This window comes from Streptomyces sp. NPDC051740 (assembly GCF_044453165.1).
GTDB classification, from domain to species: domain Bacteria; phylum Actinomycetota; class Actinomycetes; order Streptomycetales; family Streptomycetaceae; genus Streptomyces; species Streptomyces atrovirens.
This window is the reverse complement of the sequence record NZ_JBITCL010000002.1, coordinates 269355-289139: the sequence shown is the minus strand read 5'-3', so window position 1 is coordinate 289139 and position 19785 is coordinate 269355. Positions and strand designations below refer to the sequence as shown.

16 protein-coding genes and 1 pseudogene are annotated in these 19785 nt (G+C 70.6%); 2 read left to right on the top strand and 15 right to left on the bottom strand.

What is annotated here, in order from left to right; translation table 11 throughout:
- From ACIA6T_RS04355 to ACIA6T_RS04345, 3 genes and pseudogenes are all read right to left on the bottom strand, one after another.
- Positions 1 to 445, bottom strand: a pseudogene (locus tag ACIA6T_RS04355) (ribonuclease E/G); the annotation flags it as partial.
- A 261-nt stretch (positions 446 to 706) separates the two neighbouring features.
- Positions 707 to 1528: a TIGR03936 family radical SAM-associated protein gene (locus tag ACIA6T_RS04350; protein ID WP_399445037.1), complete on the bottom strand. Its 822-nt coding sequence runs from the start codon at positions 1526 to 1528 to the stop codon at positions 707 to 709.
- Between the two features lie 48 nt (positions 1529 to 1576).
- A complete protein-coding gene (locus ACIA6T_RS04345; RefSeq protein WP_399445036.1) occupies positions 1577 to 2635 on the bottom strand; it encodes a hypothetical protein in 1059 nt (352 codons plus the stop codon).
- Positions 2636 to 2907: 272 nt separating this feature from the next.
- Between ACIA6T_RS04345 and ACIA6T_RS04340 the strand changes: the two genes are divergently transcribed.
- On the top strand, positions 2908 to 3708 hold the full coding sequence (locus ACIA6T_RS04340) for a DUF2637 domain-containing protein (RefSeq protein ID WP_399445035.1): 801 nt from the start codon (positions 2908 to 2910) through the stop codon (positions 3706 to 3708).
- Between the two features lie 65 nt (positions 3709 to 3773).
- On the opposite strand, the gene ACIA6T_RS04335 is transcribed toward ACIA6T_RS04340, so the two are convergent.
- Positions 3774 to 3992 (bottom strand): hypothetical protein, encoded by a 219-nt coding sequence (locus ACIA6T_RS04335; RefSeq protein WP_399445034.1) that lies wholly within the window; start codon positions 3990 to 3992, stop codon positions 3774 to 3776.
- Between ACIA6T_RS04335 and ACIA6T_RS04330 the strand changes: the two genes are divergently transcribed.
- Positions 3991 to 5193, top strand: a complete 1203-nt coding sequence (locus ACIA6T_RS04330) for a hypothetical protein (RefSeq protein WP_399445033.1) — start codon at positions 3991 to 3993, stop codon at positions 5191 to 5193. The two genes, ACIA6T_RS04335 and ACIA6T_RS04330, sit on opposite strands and share 2 nt — an antisense overlap.
- A 368-nt stretch (positions 5194 to 5561) precedes the next feature.
- Here the strand turns inward: ACIA6T_RS04330 and ACIA6T_RS04325 are convergent, their stop codons facing one another.
- The 11 genes from ACIA6T_RS04325 to ACIA6T_RS04275 form a co-directional block, all read right to left on the bottom strand.
- The gene (locus tag ACIA6T_RS04325) at positions 5562 to 6476 is read right to left on the bottom strand and encodes a S1 RNA-binding domain-containing protein (protein ID WP_399445032.1); all 915 of its coding nucleotides are present in this window, start codon (positions 6474 to 6476) and stop codon (positions 5562 to 5564) included.
- A gap of 223 nt (positions 6477 to 6699) precedes the next feature.
- The gene (locus ACIA6T_RS04320; RefSeq protein ID WP_399445031.1) at positions 6700 to 8649 is read right to left on the bottom strand and encodes a TIGR03960 family B12-binding radical SAM protein; all 1950 of its coding nucleotides are present in this window, start codon (positions 8647 to 8649) and stop codon (positions 6700 to 6702) included.
- Positions 8650 to 8713: 64 nt separating this feature from the next.
- Complete coding sequence (locus ACIA6T_RS04315; RefSeq protein ID WP_399445030.1) at positions 8714 to 10285, bottom strand: CHAD domain-containing protein; 1572 nt, start codon at positions 10283 to 10285, stop codon at positions 8714 to 8716.
- A gap of 80 nt (positions 10286 to 10365) precedes the next feature.
- The gene (gene rodA, locus ACIA6T_RS04310) at positions 10366 to 11568 is read right to left on the bottom strand and encodes a rod shape-determining protein RodA (RefSeq protein WP_399445029.1); all 1203 of its coding nucleotides are present in this window, start codon (positions 11566 to 11568) and stop codon (positions 10366 to 10368) included.
- Complete coding sequence (mrdA, locus tag ACIA6T_RS04305) at positions 11565 to 13850, bottom strand: penicillin-binding protein 2 (RefSeq protein ID WP_399445028.1); 2286 nt, start codon at positions 13848 to 13850, stop codon at positions 11565 to 11567. Before mrdA ends, rodA begins: the two co-directional genes overlap by 4 nt.
- Before the next feature lie 115 nt (positions 13851 to 13965).
- Positions 13966 to 14634 (bottom strand): rod shape-determining protein MreD, encoded by a 669-nt coding sequence (gene mreD / locus ACIA6T_RS04300; protein WP_399445026.1) that lies wholly within the window; start codon positions 14632 to 14634, stop codon positions 13966 to 13968.
- 13 nt (positions 14635 to 14647) lie between these two features.
- Complete coding sequence (mreC, locus tag ACIA6T_RS04295; RefSeq protein ID WP_385051759.1) at positions 14648 to 15589, bottom strand: rod shape-determining protein MreC; 942 nt, start codon at positions 15587 to 15589, stop codon at positions 14648 to 14650.
- A 207-nt stretch (positions 15590 to 15796) separates the two neighbouring features.
- Positions 15797 to 16816 carry a rod shape-determining protein gene (locus tag ACIA6T_RS04290; protein WP_228966940.1) on the bottom strand — a complete coding sequence of 340 codons (1020 nt, stop codon included), beginning with the start codon at positions 16814 to 16816 and terminating at the stop codon, positions 15797 to 15799.
- A 329-nt stretch (positions 16817 to 17145) separates the two neighbouring features.
- Entirely contained in the window at positions 17146 to 17559 is a 414-nt protein-coding gene (ndk, locus tag ACIA6T_RS04285) for a nucleoside-diphosphate kinase (RefSeq protein WP_399445024.1), read from the bottom strand.
- Positions 17560 to 17624: 65 nt separating this feature from the next.
- The gene (locus ACIA6T_RS04280) at positions 17625 to 17975 is read right to left on the bottom strand and encodes a DUF4233 domain-containing protein (protein WP_399445023.1); all 351 of its coding nucleotides are present in this window, start codon (positions 17973 to 17975) and stop codon (positions 17625 to 17627) included.
- Positions 17976 to 17981: 6 nt separating this feature from the next.
- On the bottom strand, positions 17982 to 19499 hold the full coding sequence (locus ACIA6T_RS04275; RefSeq protein WP_399445022.1) for a bifunctional folylpolyglutamate synthase/dihydrofolate synthase: 1518 nt from the start codon (positions 19497 to 19499) through the stop codon (positions 17982 to 17984).
- Positions 19500 to 19785 lie beyond the last annotated feature (286 nt).

Here is a 19785-nt window from a genome sequence, read left to right as displayed (position 1 = left end):
CCGGGGAGGTCACGCTGCGCGTCGCACGACGCCGGGAACGGCGCGGGGCCGCGTCCTCGGCGACGGCGGGCTGCTCGGGGGCCGGAGCGGTCTCGGGCGCCGCGGGCGCCGCCGGTACGACGGTCTCGGCGGCCTCCGCCGACTCGGGTGCCCCGGCCGGTGCGGCCGCGCGGCGGACCACACGGCGACGCCGGGGCGCGGCGGCCGGGGCCTCGACGGGCTCGGCCTCCTTCTCCGCCTCGGCGCCCTCCTGCTCCACGAGCTCGTCGGGCTCGGGGGCCTCCGCGGCCGGTATGGCCGGCGCGACGGTCTCGGCCGTCGTGTCGGCCGCCCCGGCGGGCGGGCCCGCCGGGCGGGACGCGGCACGGCGCCGCCGCCTCGGCGGCAGGGTGTCGCTGGGGGTGTTCAGTTCGGAGCCCTCGGTGGGCTCGATCGGTTCGAGCATGCGGGCGTTTCTCCCGTCAGGCTCCCGGGCGCCGCACCTGGTCCGGCGATGCCGGTGACGTCCGCGGCTCGCGCGGTGCGCGATAGCCGCCGTCCGGGGCGCGGGCGCCGCACGGGAGCACTCTGTGTCCTGTCTCGCCGGTTCCGTACGCCGAATGCGTACGGCCTGGCGAAAGTCTTCTGGTCGGTGCGCTGCCCGACTCAGGTGGCTCCCGAGTTCGAGGGCGGCGCTTACGACGTCCGTCCCTTCGCGGGACCTTCCTTACGCCGGCGCCGTCGCGGCGGCAGTGGCGCCGGCCGGTTGCGGCTCGGTCGCTGCTGCCTCGCGGTCGGGCGCGAGCGGGTCGGTCACCGTGCCGGTCTCTTCATCGAGCAGCCCCTGCGCCAGCCTGGTCACCGCTGCGGGGACCGGCGGCGCCAGGTCGGCCACGGCGCGGAGACCGGACAGGACGTCGTCGGGTCGTACGGCAGGCGTCACGTGCCGAACAACCAGCCGCAGTATCGCACAGGGCCGGTCGGTCGGCCCAGTAAGGAGCGCGGCGTCAGCCGCTCCGGTGGAGCCGGCGCCCGCGTCGGGCCGCGACAAGTGCGTTTCCGCGCTCTCCAGGCCCACGACCGCCGAGCGGGCGTCGAAGGTACGGACGCCGTTCTTGGTCCGGCGCTGGACCTCGACGGTCCCGGCCGCGTTGAAGACGTCCACCGCGTGGCGGGCGTCCCCGGGGCCGACGCCGTCCAGCCGCAGCTCCCACACGGAAGCCGTCAGCCGGTCGGCGAGACCCGAGGTGCGGGCCTCGACCGCCTCGACGATGTCGAGCCCGGCGGGCATCGACTCGTCGAGGAGCGCCCGGAGCCGCTCCGGGTCACGCGTCTCGGTGAGCGCGATCTCCAGATACTCCGCCTCACTGCCCGTGCCGGTGGGTGCGGCATTGGCGTACGACACCTTCGGGTGCGGTGTGAACCCCGCCGAGTACGCCATCGGCACCTCGGCACGGCGCAGCGCACGCTCGAAGGCGCGCTGGAAGTCACGGTGGCTGGTGAACCGGAGGCGGCCGCGCTTGGTGTAGCGCAGTCGGATGCGCTGCACCGCGGGTGCGGGCGGCGGGCCTTCGGGCTGTCGCTTGCCCAGTGTTGTTCAGTCCTTCGTGAGAGCGGTCGTACTGCTACCAAGAGTACGTGTCTCCGGGCCGGTAGGTTCCCGCCGGTGTGCGAGCTGCGGTTTCTTCGGCCGACCTACCGGTTCCGCGGCCGGTTCACCGAGCAGCACCCGGCGGAGGTCGGCGCGTGCCTGCCGTACCGACGCGCGGGCGGCGGCGAGGGCCTGCCGGGTGGCCCGGCCCACCGCGCGGGCGGCGTCCCCGACGGGCCGCAACACCGTGTCGCGCACCACGTGCCCCACCGGTGTCAGCACACTCCGGTACACCCACCGCACCGGCTCCACGAACACCCACCGGAAGAGCCTCCCGAGGAACCGCCCCACGGCGAGCGAGAGGTGCCCGGCGACCCGCCAGGCATGCCCGAGGGCGTCCCCGACCTCCCGCGCGACGACCGCGAGCACACGCCCGACGGGCACCAGCACCCACCGCCACACCGCGAGCGCGGGCAGCACCAGCAGGATCCGGGTGATCCAGTACAGCCCCGCACCGATCCCGGTGACGACCGTCGCCCCCAGCCACACCAGCCCCCTGCCGCACCAGGCGACCGCCCGCCCCACCGGCGCCAGAACCCACCGGTACAGCCACAGCGCGGGCACGACGACGAGGTATCGCCCCAGCCACACCGCAGCCGCCCACGCCCCGGCGCCGACCGGTGTCAGCACGCGCGCGTACAGCCATGCGGCCCCATGGCCGAGGGGAGTCAGCACATGGCGGTGGAACGCGAGGGCCGGAAGGACCAGCAGCACCTTCCCGAGCCACGCCAGTCCCTTGCCGGACGGCACGAGGACATACCGCCACAGCCCCACGAACGGCCACACGAACACCGCCCGTCCCACCCACAGCAGTGCCCGCCCGAGAGGCCGCAGCAGCGTGTCGTTCAGGAACCGTCCGGCGACGACCAGCGCGTCCCACGCCATCCGCACCGGCACGACCAGCACCAGCGCCACGATCCGCACGGGGATGCGGATCGCCACGACGAGACACCCCTCACCCGCGGGTGCGGCGGCCGGCGGACCGGCCGGTTTCTCGAGATCCATACCTACGGAGACGCAGGCGCGGCCCGCCCGGATCCCACCCTCATGATGTTGTTTACCTCATATGCTGAACGCCGATCCGACATAAGAATTCCGCGACTTATGTAAAGCGATTTTCCCTACGGCCGTTCACTCATTCGCCACGCATCCAAGCGAAACACCCACCGTTAGTCGCTATATGACGAAGGCACGCATGTCCGGGCTCATCAGGCTCGACGGGGGGAATTCGTGGGAATCGGAGCTCGCCGACCGCCGGATCGGCGAGGCCGGCTGACATGAATGACGAACGCTACGACCCTCTCGTCTACGCACCGCCCATGGAATCGCACGTACCCCCCTGGGACCCGGCCGAGGAACTCGCCTATCTGCTCCAGGAAGCCCGCGGTGAGGAATCCTCCGGCTTCACCGTGCCGGGGCCCCGCGAGGAGACCCCGGTCACCGATCCCCCGGCCGGCAGTCCCATGGGCAACCTGCAGGAGATCACGGCGGAACTCCCGCCCCTGCGCGCGTCACCGCGCGGCCACCGCAAACCCCCGCGCAGACGCCCCGACGCACTGCGCCTCGCCAGCTACGCCATCGCCGCCCTGGCAGCGGTCACCGTGTCCATGGTGAGCGTCTTCAGCGGCGTCGTCACCTACGAACCCCTGCTCCTCGTCACCACGGCCCACAGCAGCGGCAGTTCCTCGGCCTGGTGGCCCGTGCTGGTCTACGGCCCCTGGCTGGCGGGCTCGTTGTCCATCCTCCGCGCGGCACTGCACCGACGGCGCGCCCTGCACTCGTGGTTCGTCGTCCTGCTCTTCTCGACCGTCGCGGTACTGCTCTGCGTGGCCCAGGCCCCCCGGACGATCACCGACACAGCCGCCGCGGCGCTCCCGGGCGTGGCCGCCCTGGCCTGCTTCCAGCAACTCGTCCGCCAGATCACCCTGACCCGGCCGCCCCGCCGGGCCATCCCCCGCCACCGGCTGCGGTCCACCATGGAGCACCCCGCACCGCTCACCGATCCCGGCAAACAGGAACGTTTCCGGGCCCCGGCCCACTCCTACCGGCGTGACACGCCGTCAACCCGGCACCCCTGACAGCACACCCCGTAAGCCCCCCGCTGTCAGCGGCCCGACGCGCCACCGACAGCAGGAAAAACCTCTCAGCGGCCTCCGCCGACGGCGGGGGCCGCGTCGTGCCGACCGGGCTTCCCCAGGACGCGCCCGCGGAGAAGCCCGTACTCCTCGCGCAACCCGACCGTCCCGGGCGGGCGGGGAACGACGACGCCCTCGGTGACGGTTCCCTCCGCCCCGTCGAGGGCGGTCGAGCCATGACCCGTACGGAGGCAACCCTCCACGCCCCGGCCGGGTCTTACGGACATGATCAGACACCTCGCCCGCACAGGTGCGGTGCTCACCCTCGCGTCCCTGCTCCTGACCGCCTGCTCCGGCGGCCGGGACACCCCCGCCGAGCACCCCGCCGCCGAGCACCCCGTCCTCGACCGGAAGCTCGGCCTCCAGGTCCACCTCGCCCTGCGCCAGACGCAGAAGGCGGGCGGTGCCGACTTCGTCCAGACCATGACCTTCGCATCGAGGAAGGGCCGGGCGGTGCAGACCGTCAGCGGACGGATGGACTTCGCGAAGGGAACGGGCGAGGCGACCACGGAGTGGCACCTGTCGAAGAAGCTCTCCCGGGAAACGAAGGACACACTCCTGGGCGCCACCCCGGGCAAGGGCAACGCCGACCCCTCGGCACGCGTCCTCGTCGACCTCCGACACATCCACTACCGCGCCAAGTCGGCGGCGTACTGGCTCCAGTACACGACGGGCGACACCCGTCCGCCCCTCGGCATCGACCACCTGCGCGGATCCGAAGGACCGGTGGGCGGCACCCTCCTCGAAGGACTCGGTGCCACGGAGGCGACATCCCGGCGGACCGACGGCTCCCGGCACACCTACGAGGCGGAGATGCCCACCAGCACCGCCGGGCAACTGCTCCCCGAGGACCTCAGGCGCGAACTGTCCATCCCCTTCCCCAAGAGCGCCCCACTGCCGGCGACCGTCTCCGTGGACGGCCGGGGACGCGTCACACACGTACGAGCCGACCTCTCGACGACCCTGGGGAAGAAGGGCAGCGCGTTCGAGGACATGACCTCCCTGACCATCGACCTCCGACTCTCCGGACACGGTGTGCCGAAGCCCGTCGCGAAGCCCGACGGACCCGTCCGGCCGGCCCGCGAGGCGGTCCGTTCCGTCGACTCGGTGAAGCCCGGTGGCTGCGTCGACTTCAGCACGGGCCGGCGGCTCGTGGACACCGTCGTGGACGTGCCGTGCTCGGGCGCGCACGACGGCAGGGTCTTCGCCCAGCGAACACTCGGCACGGGCCCCTACCCGGGCAGCACGGCCGCCCGGCGGAAAGCCGCCGCCGCCTGCAGCACCGCCTACGACACCGCCCCCGAACGATGGGTCTCCGAGGCGGAACGGGCCGGACACTACTGGTACATGTGGCCGAAGCAGGAGGAATGGGAACAGCGCGGAGGGTACGCCAGCTGCTTGGTCGTCACCGCCAGGGGCACCGACTGAAGCAGATGACGGAGGTCCGCGACCGGGCGCCCCGGAACAGGGCTGCCCGGTCACCCGCCTCCGGGGCCTCGATCACCCGATCGAGGCCCCGCTCACGTCAGTGGACGTGACCGCTCGGCGCCGGCGCGGAGTTCTTGACCGCGAGCGGCAGCAGCTTCTTGCCGGTGGGTCCGATCTGGATGGAAGTTTCCTCTGGGGGAATGAAGGAACCACCGCCCAGCGCTCAGAGCCGCGCGGACTGCCAGTCCCGTCTCACACCCACTCCACCTCGGCATGGACGGTCGGGGAGGGTCCAGGAGACGGCAGAGGGGCCCCGGTGCCTCCCGCACGGCTCCCTGCGCCTCCACGATGCGCCGCAACACCTCACCTCACGCCTGGCCACGTTTCAGCCGGTCATGGACTTCTTGCCCCGCGAGCCCGTTTGCGGCCATGTGCCGGACTGGGACATGGCCTGTACCGCAACTGCTCAGGCCTGTTGCCGAGAGAAGGGACAGCCGGCGCCGGTCTCGATCAACGTCCGTGACAATGACCATCAGCTCGTCACCGATTCGGACGACGCCCTCTGGATTCTCCACGGGCACGGCACTCAGCTCAGGCAGCCGCACGAGGCCCTCGACTCCGTCCGCGACCTGAACGAAGACACCGAACGGGAGCACCTTGGTCACCCGACCGCTCAGTCTCTGACCCACCGCAATGCGTTCGGCGAACCCCAGGAAGGGGTCCGGCTGAGTAGCCCGCAAGGACAGCCGGGCCTCTCCTTCCCATGTGTCGAACTGTAAGAACTCGCAGTACACACGCTGTCCGATCGCAACAACCTCGGATGCCGCCTCGAAGCGACGCCAGGACAGCTCGGGATGCGTGATGAAGCCGACGCCGGGATGGACCGGGTGATCGGGGCCCTCCTCCAGCGCCACGAACACGCCGAACGACTCGATCGCCGCCACCGTGCCGGTCAGGCGTTGACCGAAGCGGAGCCGCTTGAGGAACGCCCAGAGTTCCGGGTTCTCGGTGGCCGCCATCGACAGCCGTACTCGGCCCTTCTCCAAGTCCACCGCGAGCACCTCGGCGGTGATCCGCTGTCCGACCACAGCAGCATCCGTCATACGTCGTTGCCAGGAGACATCCAGCGGCCCCACCACCCCGAGTGGACGAGCGGCAAACCCGTCCAGGGCCACGGTCACCTCAGACCGGGTGACGGCCGCCACCGTGCCACTGCAGCGATCACCGACCTGCATCGGTGCCAGAAAGCTCCTGATGGCCGGATCAGCCGACGCGTCCCCCATGGCGCCCAGGCTCTCACACGGCGGTTAGACCCACTCCACCTCTGACTGGATGCTCACGTGTCCACCAGAGGCCGGCAGGGGCGTCCGTGGAGCGTCCCGGGCAGCCCGCCGTGCCTTCGGGGAGCCGAGGGAACCGAGCACCACGGCCACCTCGTTCTCTGTGGCGTCCGCCACAGCCTCAGCGATGCGCCGCAGTGGCTCGGTCATCCCCCGCTCCCCCGTTTCAGCTGTTCGGAGCCGACTTCTTGACCGTCAGCGGCAGCAGCTTCTTGCCGCTCTCGCTCAGTTGTGGCCATGTGTCGAACTGGGGACACACGCCGCAGTCGAAGCACGGGGTCCAGCGGCAGTCGTCGACCTCCGTCTCGTCGAGGGCGTCCTGCCAGTCCTCCCAGAGCCAGTCCTTGTCGAGGCCGGAGTCGAGGTGGTCCCAGGGGAGGACCTCCTCGTAGGTGCGCTCGCGGGTGGTGTACCAGTCGACGTCCACGCCGAACTGCGCGAGGGACTTGTCGGCGCAGTCCATCCAGCGGTCGTACGAGAAGTGCTCGCGCCAGCCGTCGAAGCGGCCGCCGTCCTCGTAGACCGCGCGGATGACCGCGCCGATGCGGCGGTCGCCGCGCGAGAGCAGGCCCTCGACGATGCCGGGCTTGCCGTCGTGGTAGCGGAAGCCGATCGAGCGGCCGTACTTCTTGTCGCCGCGGATCCTGTCGCGGAGCTTGGCGAGGCGCTCGTCCGTCTGCTCGGCGGAGAGCTGCGGGGCCCACTGGAAGGGGGTGTGCGGCTTGGGGACGAAGCCGCCGATGGAGACGGTGCAGCGGATGTCGTTGGAGCCGGAGACCTCGCGGCCCTTGGCGATCACACGGGTGGCCATGTCGGCGATCTGGAGGACGTCGTCGTCGGTCTCGGTGGGCAGGCCGCACATGAAGTACAGCTTCACCTGGCGCCAGCCGTTGCCGTAGGCCGTGGCGACGGTCCGGATGAGGTCGTCCTCGGAGACCATCTTGTTGATGACCTTGCGGATGCGCTCCGAACCGCCCTCGGGGGCGAAGGTCAGGCCCGAGCGGCGGCCGTTGCGGGTCAGCTCGTTCGCCAGGTCGATGTTGAAGGCGTCGACGCGGGTGGAGGGGAGGGACAGGCCGACCTTGTCCTCCTCGTAGCGGTCGGCGAGGCCCTTGGCGATGTCGCCGATCTCCGAGTGGTCCGCGGAGGAGAGGGACAGGAGGCCGACCTCCTCGAAGCCCGTCGCCTTCAGGCCCTTGTCGACCATCTCGCCGATGCCGGTGATCGAGCGCTCCCGGACCGGGCGGGTGATCATGCCGGCCTGGCAGAAGCGGCAGCCGCGGGTGCAGCCGCGGAAGATCTCCACCGACATGCGCTCGTGGACGGTCTCGGCGAGCGGGACGAGGGGCTGCTTGGGGTAGGGCCACTCGTCGAGGTCCATCACCGTGTGCTTGGAGACGCGCCACGGGACGCCCGACTTGTTCGGTACGACGCGGGCGATACGGCCGTCGGGGAGGTACTCGACGTCGTAGAAGCCGGGGACGTACACCCCGCCGGTCTTCGCCAGGCGGAAGAGGAGTTCCTCGCGGCCGCCGGGGCGGCCCTCCTCCTTCCAGGCGCGGACGATCCGCGTGACCTCCAGGACGGCCTGCTCGCCGTCGCCGATGACCGCGCAGTCGATGAAGTCGGCGATCGGCTCGGGGTTGAAGGCGGCGTGGCCGCCGGCCATGACGATCGGGTCGTCGAGGCCGCGGTCCTTGGCCTCCAGGGGGATGCCGGCCAGGTCCAGGGCGGTGAGCATGTTGGTGTAGCCGAGCTCGGTGGAGAAGCTCAGGCCGAACACGTCGAAGGCCTTCACCGGGCGGTGGCTGTCGACCGTGAACTGCGGGACGCGGTGCTCCCGCATCAGCGCTTCCAGGTCCGGCCAGACGCTGTAGGTGCGCTCGGCGAGGACGCCGTCCTGTTCGTTGAGGACCTCGTAGAGGATCATGACGCCCTGGTTGGGCAGTCCGACCTCGTAGGCGTCGGGGTACATGAGCGCCCAGCGGACGTCGCAGCTCTCCCACGGCTTGACCGTGGAGTTGAGCTCTCCGCCGACGTACTGGATCGGCTTCTGCACATGCGGGAGCAGAGCTTCGAGCTGCGGGAACACAGACTCGGCGACTTCGGCAGGCATCTCGCGAACCTTTGTGTGCTGAGTGGGGTGACCATTCAGCGTAACGCGGCCGGAGGGGTACTCCCTACGTTGTCCAGGGCCGAAGGTCCTTGGTGATCGTCGCCCAGGCTTCGGGGAGGGCGGCCTCGGCGCGTTCCGCGCGGTGTTCCTCGCGGGCGTGGAGGATGCCGTAGGTGAAGGCGCTCTCGCCCGCCGCGTGGGCGACGGCGGCGAGCTCGCGGAGGGTCTGGCGGGCCATGACGCTGTCCTGGTGGTCGCCGAGCAGGCCCTGGAGCGACTTCATGGCCTTGACGAGGTCGTCCGCCGGTTCACCGAGTGCGGGGGCGGCGGCCTCGGCGGCGTAGCGGGTGCGCTTGGTCTTCTTGCGGGCCTCGTGCAGGGCGACGTCGCGGTCGGTGCCGGGTGGGAGGTCGAGGGCGCGGGTGACGAGGCCGGTCAGCTTGTCGAGGTCCTTGCGTACGGCCTTGGTGAGGGCCTTCTCCGGCTTGGTTCCGGCCTTCTTGCGCAGGGGCGGGTCGGCGACCAGGGCGTCCAGGGTGTCGAGGAGGGTGAGGTACCGGCGGGAGTCGAGGATGCCGGTGAGGCGGCCGTGGGCTCCGGCGTGACGGGCCTCGGCCCAGCTGGTGAGCCGGTGGTCGACGGGGCCGGCGACGAGGGTGTCGGACAGGCCGGCGAGGGACGACCGGAGGCGTTCGGCGAGCACCTCCTGGTCACGGTCCAGGCCCAGCTCGGCGGCCAGCCACTTCAGGTCGTCACCGACGGGGTCGGTCACCTCGCGGTCGAGGACGCCGCGGAAGGAGCGGAAGGTGCTGCGCAGGCGGCGGGTGGCGACTCTCATGCGGTGCACGGAGTCGGGGACGTCCTGGCGTACGGCGGGGTCGAGCTCGACGAGGGCGTCGCGCTGGGCGCGGACGTAGGCGAGGACGTGGTCTCCGGTGGTGACGGGTTTCCCGGCCGGCCGTGGCTTGTGTTTCTGCTTCGGGGCGGCCTCGGGCGCCGTGGCGGGTGTGCGGGTGGTCGCCGCGGTCGTGGTGTTGTCCGGTGCCGTGTCGGCCAGTGCTCGGGCCAGTTTCGAGGCCGAGGCCGAGGGGCGTACGCCGGCCTTGCGCAGGCGTTTCTCCACCTTGTCGAGGAAGGAGGGGTCGCCGTCGTCGGCGAGTTCGACCTCGATCTCGGTCCACCGGGCGGTGCCGCCGGTGCCGGTGAGGCGTTCGGCGCGGACGGTGTCGACGCTGACCTCGGCGAGCAGCCGGCCGTCGGCGTCGACGAGGTGGCGTACGTCGCGGTCGGAGCGCAGCCGGACGACGGGCAGCAGTGCGTTGTCGCGGACGCGGGAGCGGACGAGGGCGGCGAGCTCGTCCGGGAGGGTGTCGGAGAGCGGGGCGCGGATCTCGTCGCGCACTCCGGGGGCGACGGGGAACTTCAGGTGCCAGCCGGCGTCGGAGCCGCCGGTGCGGCGGCGCAGGGTGACGGAGGACGCGGCGAGGCGTTCGTCGGCGGTGTCGTGGTAGGTGGCGTCGAGGTGGGTGACGCCCTTGTCGAGGACGGTCGCCACGCCGGGGACGCGGGTCAGGTCGGGCAGCCCGCTGTCGTCGGACTCGTACTTTCGCTCGATCTCGCGCTTGGTGTCCGCCATGAGGCGAATCTATCCGCCGTGGGGGAATCTAGTCGTGGGTGCGGGGCGGCAGTGGACCGCCGCTCCGCACCCGCGACGGTTCACGCGGACATCGGCCGTTGTATCCGGATGGACTGCAGCAGGCCCACGGCCAGCCAGACGGCGAACATGGAGGAGCCGCCGTAGGAGACGAAGGGCAGGGGGAGGCCGGTGACGGGCATGATGCCGAGGGTCATGCCGATGTTCTCGAAGGCCTGGAAGGCGAACCAGGCGACGATGCCGGCGGCGACGATCGTGCCGTACAGGTCGGTGGTGTCGCGGGCGATGCGGCAGGCGCGCCAGAGGATGATGCCGAGCAGGCCGATGATCAGTGCGCCGCCGACGAAGCCGAGTTCCTCACCGGCGACGGTGAAGACGAAGTCGGTCTGCTGCTCGGGCACGAACTGGCCGGTGGTCTGGGAGCCCTGGAAGAGGCCGGAGCCGGTGAGTCCGCCGGAGCCGATGGCGATGCGGGCCTGGTTGGTGTTGTAGCCGACGCCGGCGGGGTCGAGCTCGGGGTTGGCGAAGGCGGCGAAGCGGTTGATCTGGTACTCGTCGAGGATCCCGAGCTGCCAGACGGTGACCGCGCCGGTCGCTCCGGCGCCGAGCAGGCCGAAGATCCAGCGGTTGGAGGCGCCGGAGGCGAGCAGCACACCGAGCACGATGATGACCATGACCATGACCGACCCGAGGTCGGGCATGAGCATCACGATCAGCATGGGGACGACGGCCAGCCCGAGGGCCTGGAGGACCGTGCGGTGATCGGGGTACGGCTTGTCGCCGGCGTCGACGCGGGCGGCGAGCAGCATCGCCATGCCCAGGATGATCGTGATCTTCACGAACTCGGAGGGCTGGAGGGAGAAGCCGCCGGGGAGCTTGATCCAGGAGTGGGCGCCGTTGATGGTGGAGCCCAGCGGGGTGAGCACGAGCAGGATCAGGAAGACGGAGGCGCCGTACAGCAGGGGCACGGCCGTGCGCAGGGCGCGGTGGCCGAGCCAGAGGGCGCCGATCATCAGGGCCACCCCGATGCCGGTGTTGAGCCAGTGCCGGACCAGGAAGTAGTAGGGGTCGCCCTGGTTGAGTTCGGTGCGGTTGCGGGTGGCCGAGTAGACCAGGAGCGAGCCCAGCAGGGACAGGGCGAGCGCCGAGAGCAGTATCGGCCAGTCGAGGCGCCGGGCCAGGGAGTCACGGGCGAAGACCCGTGTCCAGCCGGCCCGCTCCGGTCCGTATCCGGAGACCTGGAAGCTGTTGACTCCGCCGGTCATGACGCTGCCCTCCGGAGTCCCTTTCCGGTGCCGGTGCCGCCGCGTCGTCGCCGGTGGCGGCGGGTGTCGCGGTTGGTGTTCTCCGGCGAGGGGACGGTGCCCGCCTGCTGCGGGTCGGCCGGGTCCTGCTGCGGTGTGGTGGCCTGTGCGCCGGGCGAGGGGGTCGACCGGTCCTTGGCGGGGTCCTTGGAGATCTTCGGGGAGGTGATGGTGCCGTCCGTGCGGACCTTCGGGAGGTTCTTCTGCGGCGTGGACAGCAGCGCCTTCTTCTTGTCGATCTCGCCGTCCTCGGAGACGCCGTACAGGGCGTTGTAGATGTTGCGCACGGCGGGGCCCGAGGCGCCGGAGCCGGTACCACCCTGGGAGATCGTCATGACGATCGAGTAGTCCTTGGTGTACGTGGCGAACCACGAGGTGGTCTGCTTGCCGTAGACCTCGGCGGTACCGGTCTTGGCGTGCATCGGGATCTCGTCCTGCGGCCAGCCCCCGAATCGCCACGCGGCCGTACCGCGGGTGGCGACTCCTTCGAGGGCTTCGTCTATCTGGGCGAGCGTCTTCTTCGACGTCGGCAGCTTGCCGTGCGCCTTGGGCTCGATCTCCGTGACGGTCTTGCCGTCGGGGCTGATGACGGCCTTGCCGACGGTGGGGTCGTAGAGGGTGCCGCCGTTGGAGATGGCGGCGTAGATGGTGGCCATCTGGATGGGGGTGACGAGGGTGTCGCCCTGGCCGATGGAGTAGTTGACGGAGTCACCGGCGCGCAGCCGGTTGCCTTCGAGGCAGTTCTCGTAGGCGATCTTCTCGGCGTAGGTGCCGTCCTTCTTCCCGTACTTGCACCAGGCGTCCTTGTTGGCCGTCCAGTAGTCCAGCTTCCACTGGCGGTCGGGGACGCGGCCGGTGACCTCGTTGGGCAGGTCGATGCCGGTCTCCTCGCCGAGGCCGAACTGGTGGGCGGTCTTGTAGAACCAGTCGTTGGCGTCCTTCTTCGGCTTGTTGCCGCCGTCGCGCTTCCACTCCTCGTGGGAGAGGGCGTAGAAGACGGTGTCGCAGGACACCTCCAGGGCGCGGCCGAGGCTGATCGGTCCGTGGTTCTGGGACTCGAAGTTCTTGAAGACCTGTCCGCCGATGGAGTACGAGCTGGAGCAGTTGTAGGGGCCTTCGAAGGAGTAGCCGGCCTGTATGGCGGCGGCCGTCGGGATGACCTTGAAGATGGAGCCGGGTGCCGACTGGCCCTGGATGGCACGGTTGAGCAGCGGGTAGTTGGACTTCTTGCCGGTGAGGGCGGCGTAGTCCTTGGCGGAGATGCCGCCGACCCAGGCGTTGGGGTCGTAGGTGGGGTTGGAGGCCATGGCGACGACACGGCCGGTCTTGGCCTCCATGACGACGACGGCGCCGGAGTCGGCCTCGTAGTTGCGGTTGGTGTTGCGGTCGTGCTGCTTGCGGGCTTCCTTCATCGCCTCGTTCAGCTCGTACTCGGCGATGCGCTGGACGCGGGAGTCGATGCTGGTGACGAGGTTGGCGCCGGGCTGGGCGGGGTCGGCCTCGGCCTCGCCGATGACGCGGCCGAGGTTGTCGACCTCGTAGCGGGTGACGCCGGCCTTGCCGCGCAGCTGCTTGTCGTACTGGCGCTCCAGCCCTGAGCGGCCGACCATGTCGGAGCGCAGGTAGGGCGAGCTGGTGTCCTGGGCCTTGGTGATCTCCTCGTCGGTGACGGGCGAGAGGTAGCCGAGGACCTGGGCGGTGTTGGCCTTGCCGGGGGCCGGGTAGCGGCGCAGGGCCTGCGGTTCGGCGGTGATGCCGGGGAAGTCCTCGGCGCGCTCGCGGATCTGCAGGGCCTGTTTGGCGGTGGCCTCGTCGGTGATGGGGATGGGCTGGTACGGCGAGCCGTTCCAGCAGGGCTGGGGGGTCTCGGCGTCGCAGAGGCGGACCTTCTGGAGGACCTCCTCGGCGTCCATGCCGAGGACGCCGGCGAGTTTGATGAGGACCGCCTTGCCGTCGTCCTTCATCTTCAGCAGGTCGGTGCGGGAGGCGGAGACGACCAGGCGGGTCTCGTTGTCGGCGAGGGGCACCCCGCGGGCGTCCAGGATGGAGCCGCGGACCGCCGGCTGGACGACCTGCTGGACGTGGTTGCCGGAGGCCTCCTTGGCGTACTGGTCGCCCTCGCGGATCTGGAGGTACCACAGGCGCCCGCCGAGGGTGCCGAGGAGGGAGAGGACGAGGACCTGGATGACGACGAGCCGGATCTGGACCCGGGGGCTGCGGCCGGTCTCGGGGATGTTGGTCACGCGGCTTCCTCCTCCCTCGGAGCGCGTACGACTGTGCGGGTACGAGTGATGAACGGCCGGGCCGTGTGCCCGCGTTCCGCCGCTCGTTCACTCGTTCCGGTGAAGTTCCGCGAGGTCACAGGCGCTTGACCCCCTTGATGCGTCCGGCGCGGGCCACCCGGGCGCGGGCCGCCTTGACCCGCAGTCCGCCCCGTTGCCCGCCGACGCGCAGTCCGGTGCCGCCGGAGATCCAGCCGGAGGCGACGTCGCCGGACTTGGCGGGGTTGGTCTCGGCGAGCGGGTCGTTCTCGGCGCGCCGGGCCAGGGCCATGACGCCGGGGACGACGAACGGCGCGAGCAGCAGGTCGTACAGGGCGGCGGTGAACAGCAGCCCGTTCAGGCCGACATGGCGTGCGGCGGTGTCGCCGACGAGGGCGCCGACACCGGCGTAGAGCAGGGTGGAGCCGACGGCGGCGGCGACGACCACGACCATCGGGCCGGTCGCCGACCTGACCTGGCCGCTCTCGGGTTTGACGAGCCCGGCGAGGTAGCCGATGACGCACAGCACGAGGGCGTAGCGCCCGGCGGCGTGGTCGGCGGGCGGGGCGAGGTCGGCGAGGAGTCCGGCGGCGAAGCCGATGAGGGCGCCGCCGACATGGCCGTAGACCAGGGCGAGTCCGAGGACGGTGAGCAGCAGCAGGTCGGGGACGGCGCCCGGGAGATGGAGGCGGGCGAGGACGCTCACCTGGATCACCAGGGCGACGACGACCAGCGAGCTGGAGAGCAGGATCCGGTTGACGCGCATGGGGTGACAGCTCCTACTGCTCTTGCTGGTTGAGGCCGTCGGCGGGGGCGGAGGGCGTGACGGTCACCGTCACGGTCGGCGTGGGGGTCGGCTTCGGCTTCTTGGGCAGCACCGTGTCGCGCGGGTCCTTCTCGGGGGCCTGGACGACGACGCCGACGACGTCGAGCTTGCTGAAGCTGACGAACGGTGTGACGGAGAGGGTGCGGGTGAGGTCGCCGCCGGAGGGGTCGACGCGGGAGACGACGCCGACGGGGACGCCGGGCACGAACGGCTTGTCGGCCTGCGAGCCGAAGGTGACCAGGCGGTCGCCCTTCTTGATCTCGGCCTTGCCGTTGAGGAGTTCGACGCGCAGCGGGCGGTCGCCCTGGCCGGCGGCGAAGCCGAGTTCGTCGGTGGACTCCATGCGGGTGCCGACGGTGAAGTCGGGGTCGGTGGCGAGCAGCACGGTGGCGGTGTCCGGGCCGACGGTGGTGACGCGGCCGACGAGTCCGTCGCCGTTGAGGACGGTCATGTCGCGTTCGATGCCGTCGTCGGCTCCGGCGTCGATGGTGATGGTCCAGGAGAAGCCCTGGGCCGCCCCTATGGCGATGACCTGGGCGCCCTTGATGCCGTACTGGCCCTGGCCGGAGATCTTCAGCAGCTTGTCGAGCTGCTTGAGGCGGCTGCGGCCGCGGTCGTCGCTGCCGAGTTCGGCCTTGAGCGCGGTGTTCTCCCGCTCCAGCTCGGCGAGCCGGTCGTGCCGGTCGCCGGACTCCCGGACGGCGGAGACGGCGTTGCCGATCGGGTCGACCGCGCCGGACACGCCGTTCTCGATCGGGCCGAAGACGGTCGCCGCGGCCTGCCGGGCACCGTCGACCGGTGAATCCTCCCCGCCGCGGATGTCCACCGTGATCAGTGCGAACGCGATGGCGATCAGCAGCACCAGGAGCAGCCGGCTCTCTCGTGTGTCCCTCACGTGCGGCGGCCGTGCCTTCCTCGTCGAGAACGGGTATGAGGTGGGGGTCTGTTCAGGTGTGTCGAAGGTGTTTCGAAGGGTGTGCCGAAGGATGCTTCGGAGGTCTTTCGAGGCGCTGTGGGGGGTTATGGGGTGGTTCGCGCCTCTATATCAACGATCCGCCGTACGGAGGAAAGTCGTCCCGTACGGCGGTATCGAGGAGGTGCGTCATCTGCGCGGCTGGGCGTCGAGCACCTGCTGAAGCGCCTCGAACTCCTCGACGCACTTGCCGGAACCGAGCGCCACGCTGTCCAGCGGGTCCTCGGCGATGTGGATCGGCATGCCCGTCTCCCGGCGCAGCCGCTCGTCGAGGCCGCGCAGCAGCGCGCCGCCGCCGGTCAGAACGATTCCCCGGTCCATGATGTCGCCGGACAGCTCCGGCGGGCACTTGTCGAGGGTCGTCTTGACGGCGTCCACGATGGCGTTGACCGGTTCCTCGATCGCCTTGCGCACTTCGGCGGCGGAGATGACGACGGTCTTGGGCAGTCCGGAGACGAGGTCCCGGCCGCGGATCTCGGTGTGCTCGTCGGCGTCCAGGTCGTACGCCGAACCGATCGTGATCTTGATCTGTTCGGCCGACCGCTCACCCAGCAGGAGGGAGTACTCCTTCTTGATGTGCTGGATGATCGCGTTGTCCAGCTCGTCGCCCGCGACGCGGATGGACTGGGCGGTGACGATGCCGCCGAGGGAGATGACCGCGACCTCCGTGGTGCCGCCGCCGATGTCCACCACCATGTTGCCGGTGGCCTCGTGGACCGGCAGCCCGGAGCCGATGGCGGCGGCCATGGGCTCCTCGATGATGTGCACCTGGCGGGCACCGGCCTGCGAGGACGCCTCGATGACGGCGCGGCGCTCGACGCCCGTGATGCCCGAGGGCACACAGACGACGACCCGCGGACGAGCCAGGTACCGCCGCTTGTGGATCTTCAGGATGAAGTAGCGGAGCATCCGCTCGGTGATCTCGAAGTCGGCGATGACGCCGTCCTTCAGCGGGCGCACGGCGACGATGTTGCCGGGGGTGCGCCCGATCATCTTCTTCGCCTCGGCACCGACCGCGAGGATGCCACCGGTGTTGGTGTTGATCGCGACGACGGACGGCTCGTTGAGTACGATCCCACGACCCCTGACGTACACCAGCGTGTTGGCGGTCCCGAGGTCGACAGCCATGTCACGGCCGATGAACGACATTGAGTTCCCCATCAGGATTCGACTGGCCTTCCCACGAGCTTTTGAGGGCTTCTCAGGTCGGCGAGGTGGGTACGGTGACGTGAAGGCTTCCATCGTAGACGCGCCTTCGCGAACACCGCGCGAGGGTCTTCGCCATTGTCATCAGATGGCGCACCCCACTGCTTGTGGAGACGGTCCATCGGGGGCATCCGTTCCCCCGAACGCCGCGCATATGCCAAAAAAGGTCCGGGGGCAAAGCCCCCAGACCGTCCGACAGGCGGCCAAACACGCCGGCCGCCGCCGCGATGTGATCGTTATGCGCGGGATTCGCGCACGTCCGAGTGCGCGGGTTACGCACGACCCGGGAAGAAGATCTTCACCTCGCGCTCGGCGGACTCCTCGGAGTCGGAGGCGTGGATCAGGTTCTCCCGGACGATCACACCGAAATCGCCGCGGATCGATCCCGGCGCGGCGGCGATCGGGTCGGTGGGACCGGCCAGTTGGCGCACACCCTCGATGACCCGCTCACCCTCGACGATCATCGCCACGACCGGCCCGGAGGCCATGAACTCCACCAGCGGCTCGTAGAACGGCTTGCCCTTGTGCTCGCCGTAGTGCTGCTCCAGCGTGTCCTGGCCCAGGGCCCGCAGCTCCAGCGCGGTGATCTGCCAGCCGGCCTTGCGCTCGATACGGCTGATGATCTCGCCGGTCAGGCCACGACGTACGGCGTCGGGCTTGAGGAGGACGAGGGTGCGCTGGGTCACGACGGAGCTCCTTGTGCGGGAAGTGGTGCGGGAGGACGAGATTACCGGGCGTGTCGGGACATCTGTCACGCAGCGTCAGGCTGCTCCGCCTGCGCGGCGAAACGGGCCTTGGCTTCGTCCACCTTTCGCCCGAAGTGCACCGATGCCCACCACAGCAGCGCGAAGAGCGCGCCCATGAAGAACATCATCGGGACGAAGACACCGGAGGCGATCAGGGCGATCTGCAGCGCCCAGCCGAGGGCCACCCCGCCGGGCCGGGTGACCATCCCGCACAGGGCCACGGACAGGAACATCGCGATGCCGCAGACCGTCCACACCGTGCCGGTGGACAGGTCCGCGTCCTTCATCGCGACCAGCCCGGCGAAACCGATGATGAAGAACTCGCCGATCAGCGTCGAGGCGCAGAGCGTACGCACGGGATCTCAGCCCCTCCCCAGGAGCAGTCGGGCCTCGCCGACGGTGATGACGGAACCGGTGACGAGCACACCGCCGCCCGCGAACTCGCCCTCCTCCTCGGCCAGCGTGATCGCGGCCTCCAGGGCGTCCGGCAGCCGCGGCTCGACCTGGACGCGGTCCTCGCCGAACACCTCGACCGCGATTCCCGCCAGCTCGTCGGCGTCCATCGCGCGGTGGCTGGAGTTCTGGGTGACGACGACCTCGGCGAAGACCGGCTCGAACGCCTCCAGCAGTCCGCGCACGTTCTTGTCGCCGCTCGCGCCGACCACGCCGATGAGCCGGCTGAACTGGAACGCCTCCCCGATCGCGGCGGCCGCCGCCCGCGCGCCCGCCGGATTGTGGGCGGCGTCCAGGACGACGGTCGGCGAACGCCGTACGACCTCCAGCCGGCCCGGGGAGGCGACGGCCGCGAACGCCTTGCGCACGGTGTCGATGTCGAGCGGCTGGGCGTGCTGGGCGCCGACGCCGAAGAACGCCTCCACGGCGGCGAGCGCCACGGCCGCGTTGTGGGCCTGGTGCTCGCCGTGCAGCGGCAGGTACACCTCGGGGTACTCGCCGCCGAGTCCGCGCAGCGTCACCAGCTGGCCGCCGACGGCGACCTGCCGGGCCACGACCCCGAACTCCAGGCCCTCACGGGCCACCGTCGCGTCCACCTCGACGGCCTTCTTCAGCAGCACCTGCGCGGCGTCCACCGGCTGCTGCGCCATGATCACCGTCGCGTCCCGCTTGACGATGCCGGACTTCTCGCCGGCGATCTCGGCGGGCGTGGTGCCGAGCCGGTCGGTGTGGTCGAGGTCGATCGGCGTCACCACGGCGACGCCGGCGTCGATCACGTTCGTCGCGTCCCAGCTGCCGCCCATGCCGACCTCGACGACCGCCACGTCCACGGGGGCGTCGGCGAAGGCGGCGTACGCCATGCCGGTGAGCACCTCGAAGAAGGACAGCCGGTACTCCTGCCGGGCGTCCACCATCTCGACGTACGGCTTGACGTCCTGGTACGTCTCGATGAACCGCTCGGCGGAGACGGGCGCCCCGTCGAGGCTGATCCGCTCGGTGACCGACTGGACGTGCGGGGAGGTGTAGCGGCCGGTGCGCAGCTCGAAGGCGCCGAGCAGGGCCTCGATCATGCGGGCGGTGGAGGTCTTGCCGTTGGTGCCGGTGATGTGGATCGAGGGGTACGAGCGCTGGGGCTCGCCCAGGACGTCCATCAGCGCGGCGATGCGGGCGACCGAGGGCTCCAGCTTGGTCTCGCCCCAGCGGGTGGCGAGCTCCGCCTCGACCTCGCGCAGGGCCTTGTCGACCTCGGGGTCGGCGGGGCGGGCGGGCACGTCCGCCTGGGGCGGGCCGCCCTGGGTGCGCAGGGTGCGGCTGCCGGCCTCGATCACCGCGAGGTCGGGGTCGCGGTCTGTCTCGGCCTCGACGATCTCGTCGAAGCCGTCGACGGGCTCGGGCTGCTCGCTGTCATCAGGGGGGAGCTCACTCACGGGGACCAGTCTACGTACCCGGCCCGCACCCCCTCGTGCCGCCGCCTGCGGGCAGTCGCGCCGCTGGGGCAGCCTGCGGACAGTCGCGCAGGTGCGGCGGCACGAGTGGGCGCAGGCTGCACCTCGTAAGCGCCGAGCGGCGCGACCCGTCCCCGGACGACCGAAGGCTCCCGGAGCCGTGTGGTTCCGGGAGCCTTCGGTTGCCGTCGCGGGGTTTCGCTCACCCGCGCTCGCGGGGTGCCTCCCCCACTCTCGGCTCTGCTCGAGCGGGAGGTGCCCCCATCGC

Bases quoted from the DNA above. Each gene is read 5' to 3' on its own strand.
- ACIA6T_RS04320 (WP_399445031.1), bottom strand. From the start codon at position 8,649: ATGCCTGCCGAAGTCGCCGAGTCTGTGTTCCCGCAGCTCGAAGCTCTG.
- ACIA6T_RS04290 (WP_228966940.1), bottom strand. From the start codon at position 16,816: ATGTCGTTCATCGGCCGTGACATGGCTGTCGACCTCGGGACCGCCAAC.
- ACIA6T_RS04325 (WP_399445032.1), bottom strand. From the start codon at position 6,476: ATGGGGGACGCGTCGGCTGATCCGGCCATCAGGAGCTTTCTGGCACCG.
- ACIA6T_RS04315 (WP_399445030.1), bottom strand. From the start codon at position 10,285: ATGGCGGACACCAAGCGCGAGATCGAGCGAAAGTACGAGTCCGACGAC.
- rodA (WP_399445029.1), bottom strand. From the start codon at position 11,568: ATGACCGGCGGAGTCAACAGCTTCCAGGTCTCCGGATACGGACCGGAG.
- ACIA6T_RS04345 (WP_399445036.1), bottom strand. From the start codon at position 2,635: ATGGATCTCGAGAAACCGGCCGGTCCGCCGGCCGCCGCACCCGCGGGT.
- ACIA6T_RS04340 (WP_399445035.1), top strand. From the start codon at position 2,908: ATGAATGACGAACGCTACGACCCTCTCGTCTACGCACCGCCCATGGAA.
- ACIA6T_RS04330 (WP_399445033.1), top strand. From the start codon at position 3,991: ATGATCAGACACCTCGCCCGCACAGGTGCGGTGCTCACCCTCGCGTCC.
- mreD (WP_399445026.1), bottom strand. From the start codon at position 14,634: ATGCGCGTCAACCGGATCCTGCTCTCCAGCTCGCTGGTCGTCGTCGCC.
- ACIA6T_RS04335 (WP_399445034.1), bottom strand. From the start codon at position 3,992: ATGTCCGTAAGACCCGGCCGGGGCGTGGAGGGTTGCCTCCGTACGGGT.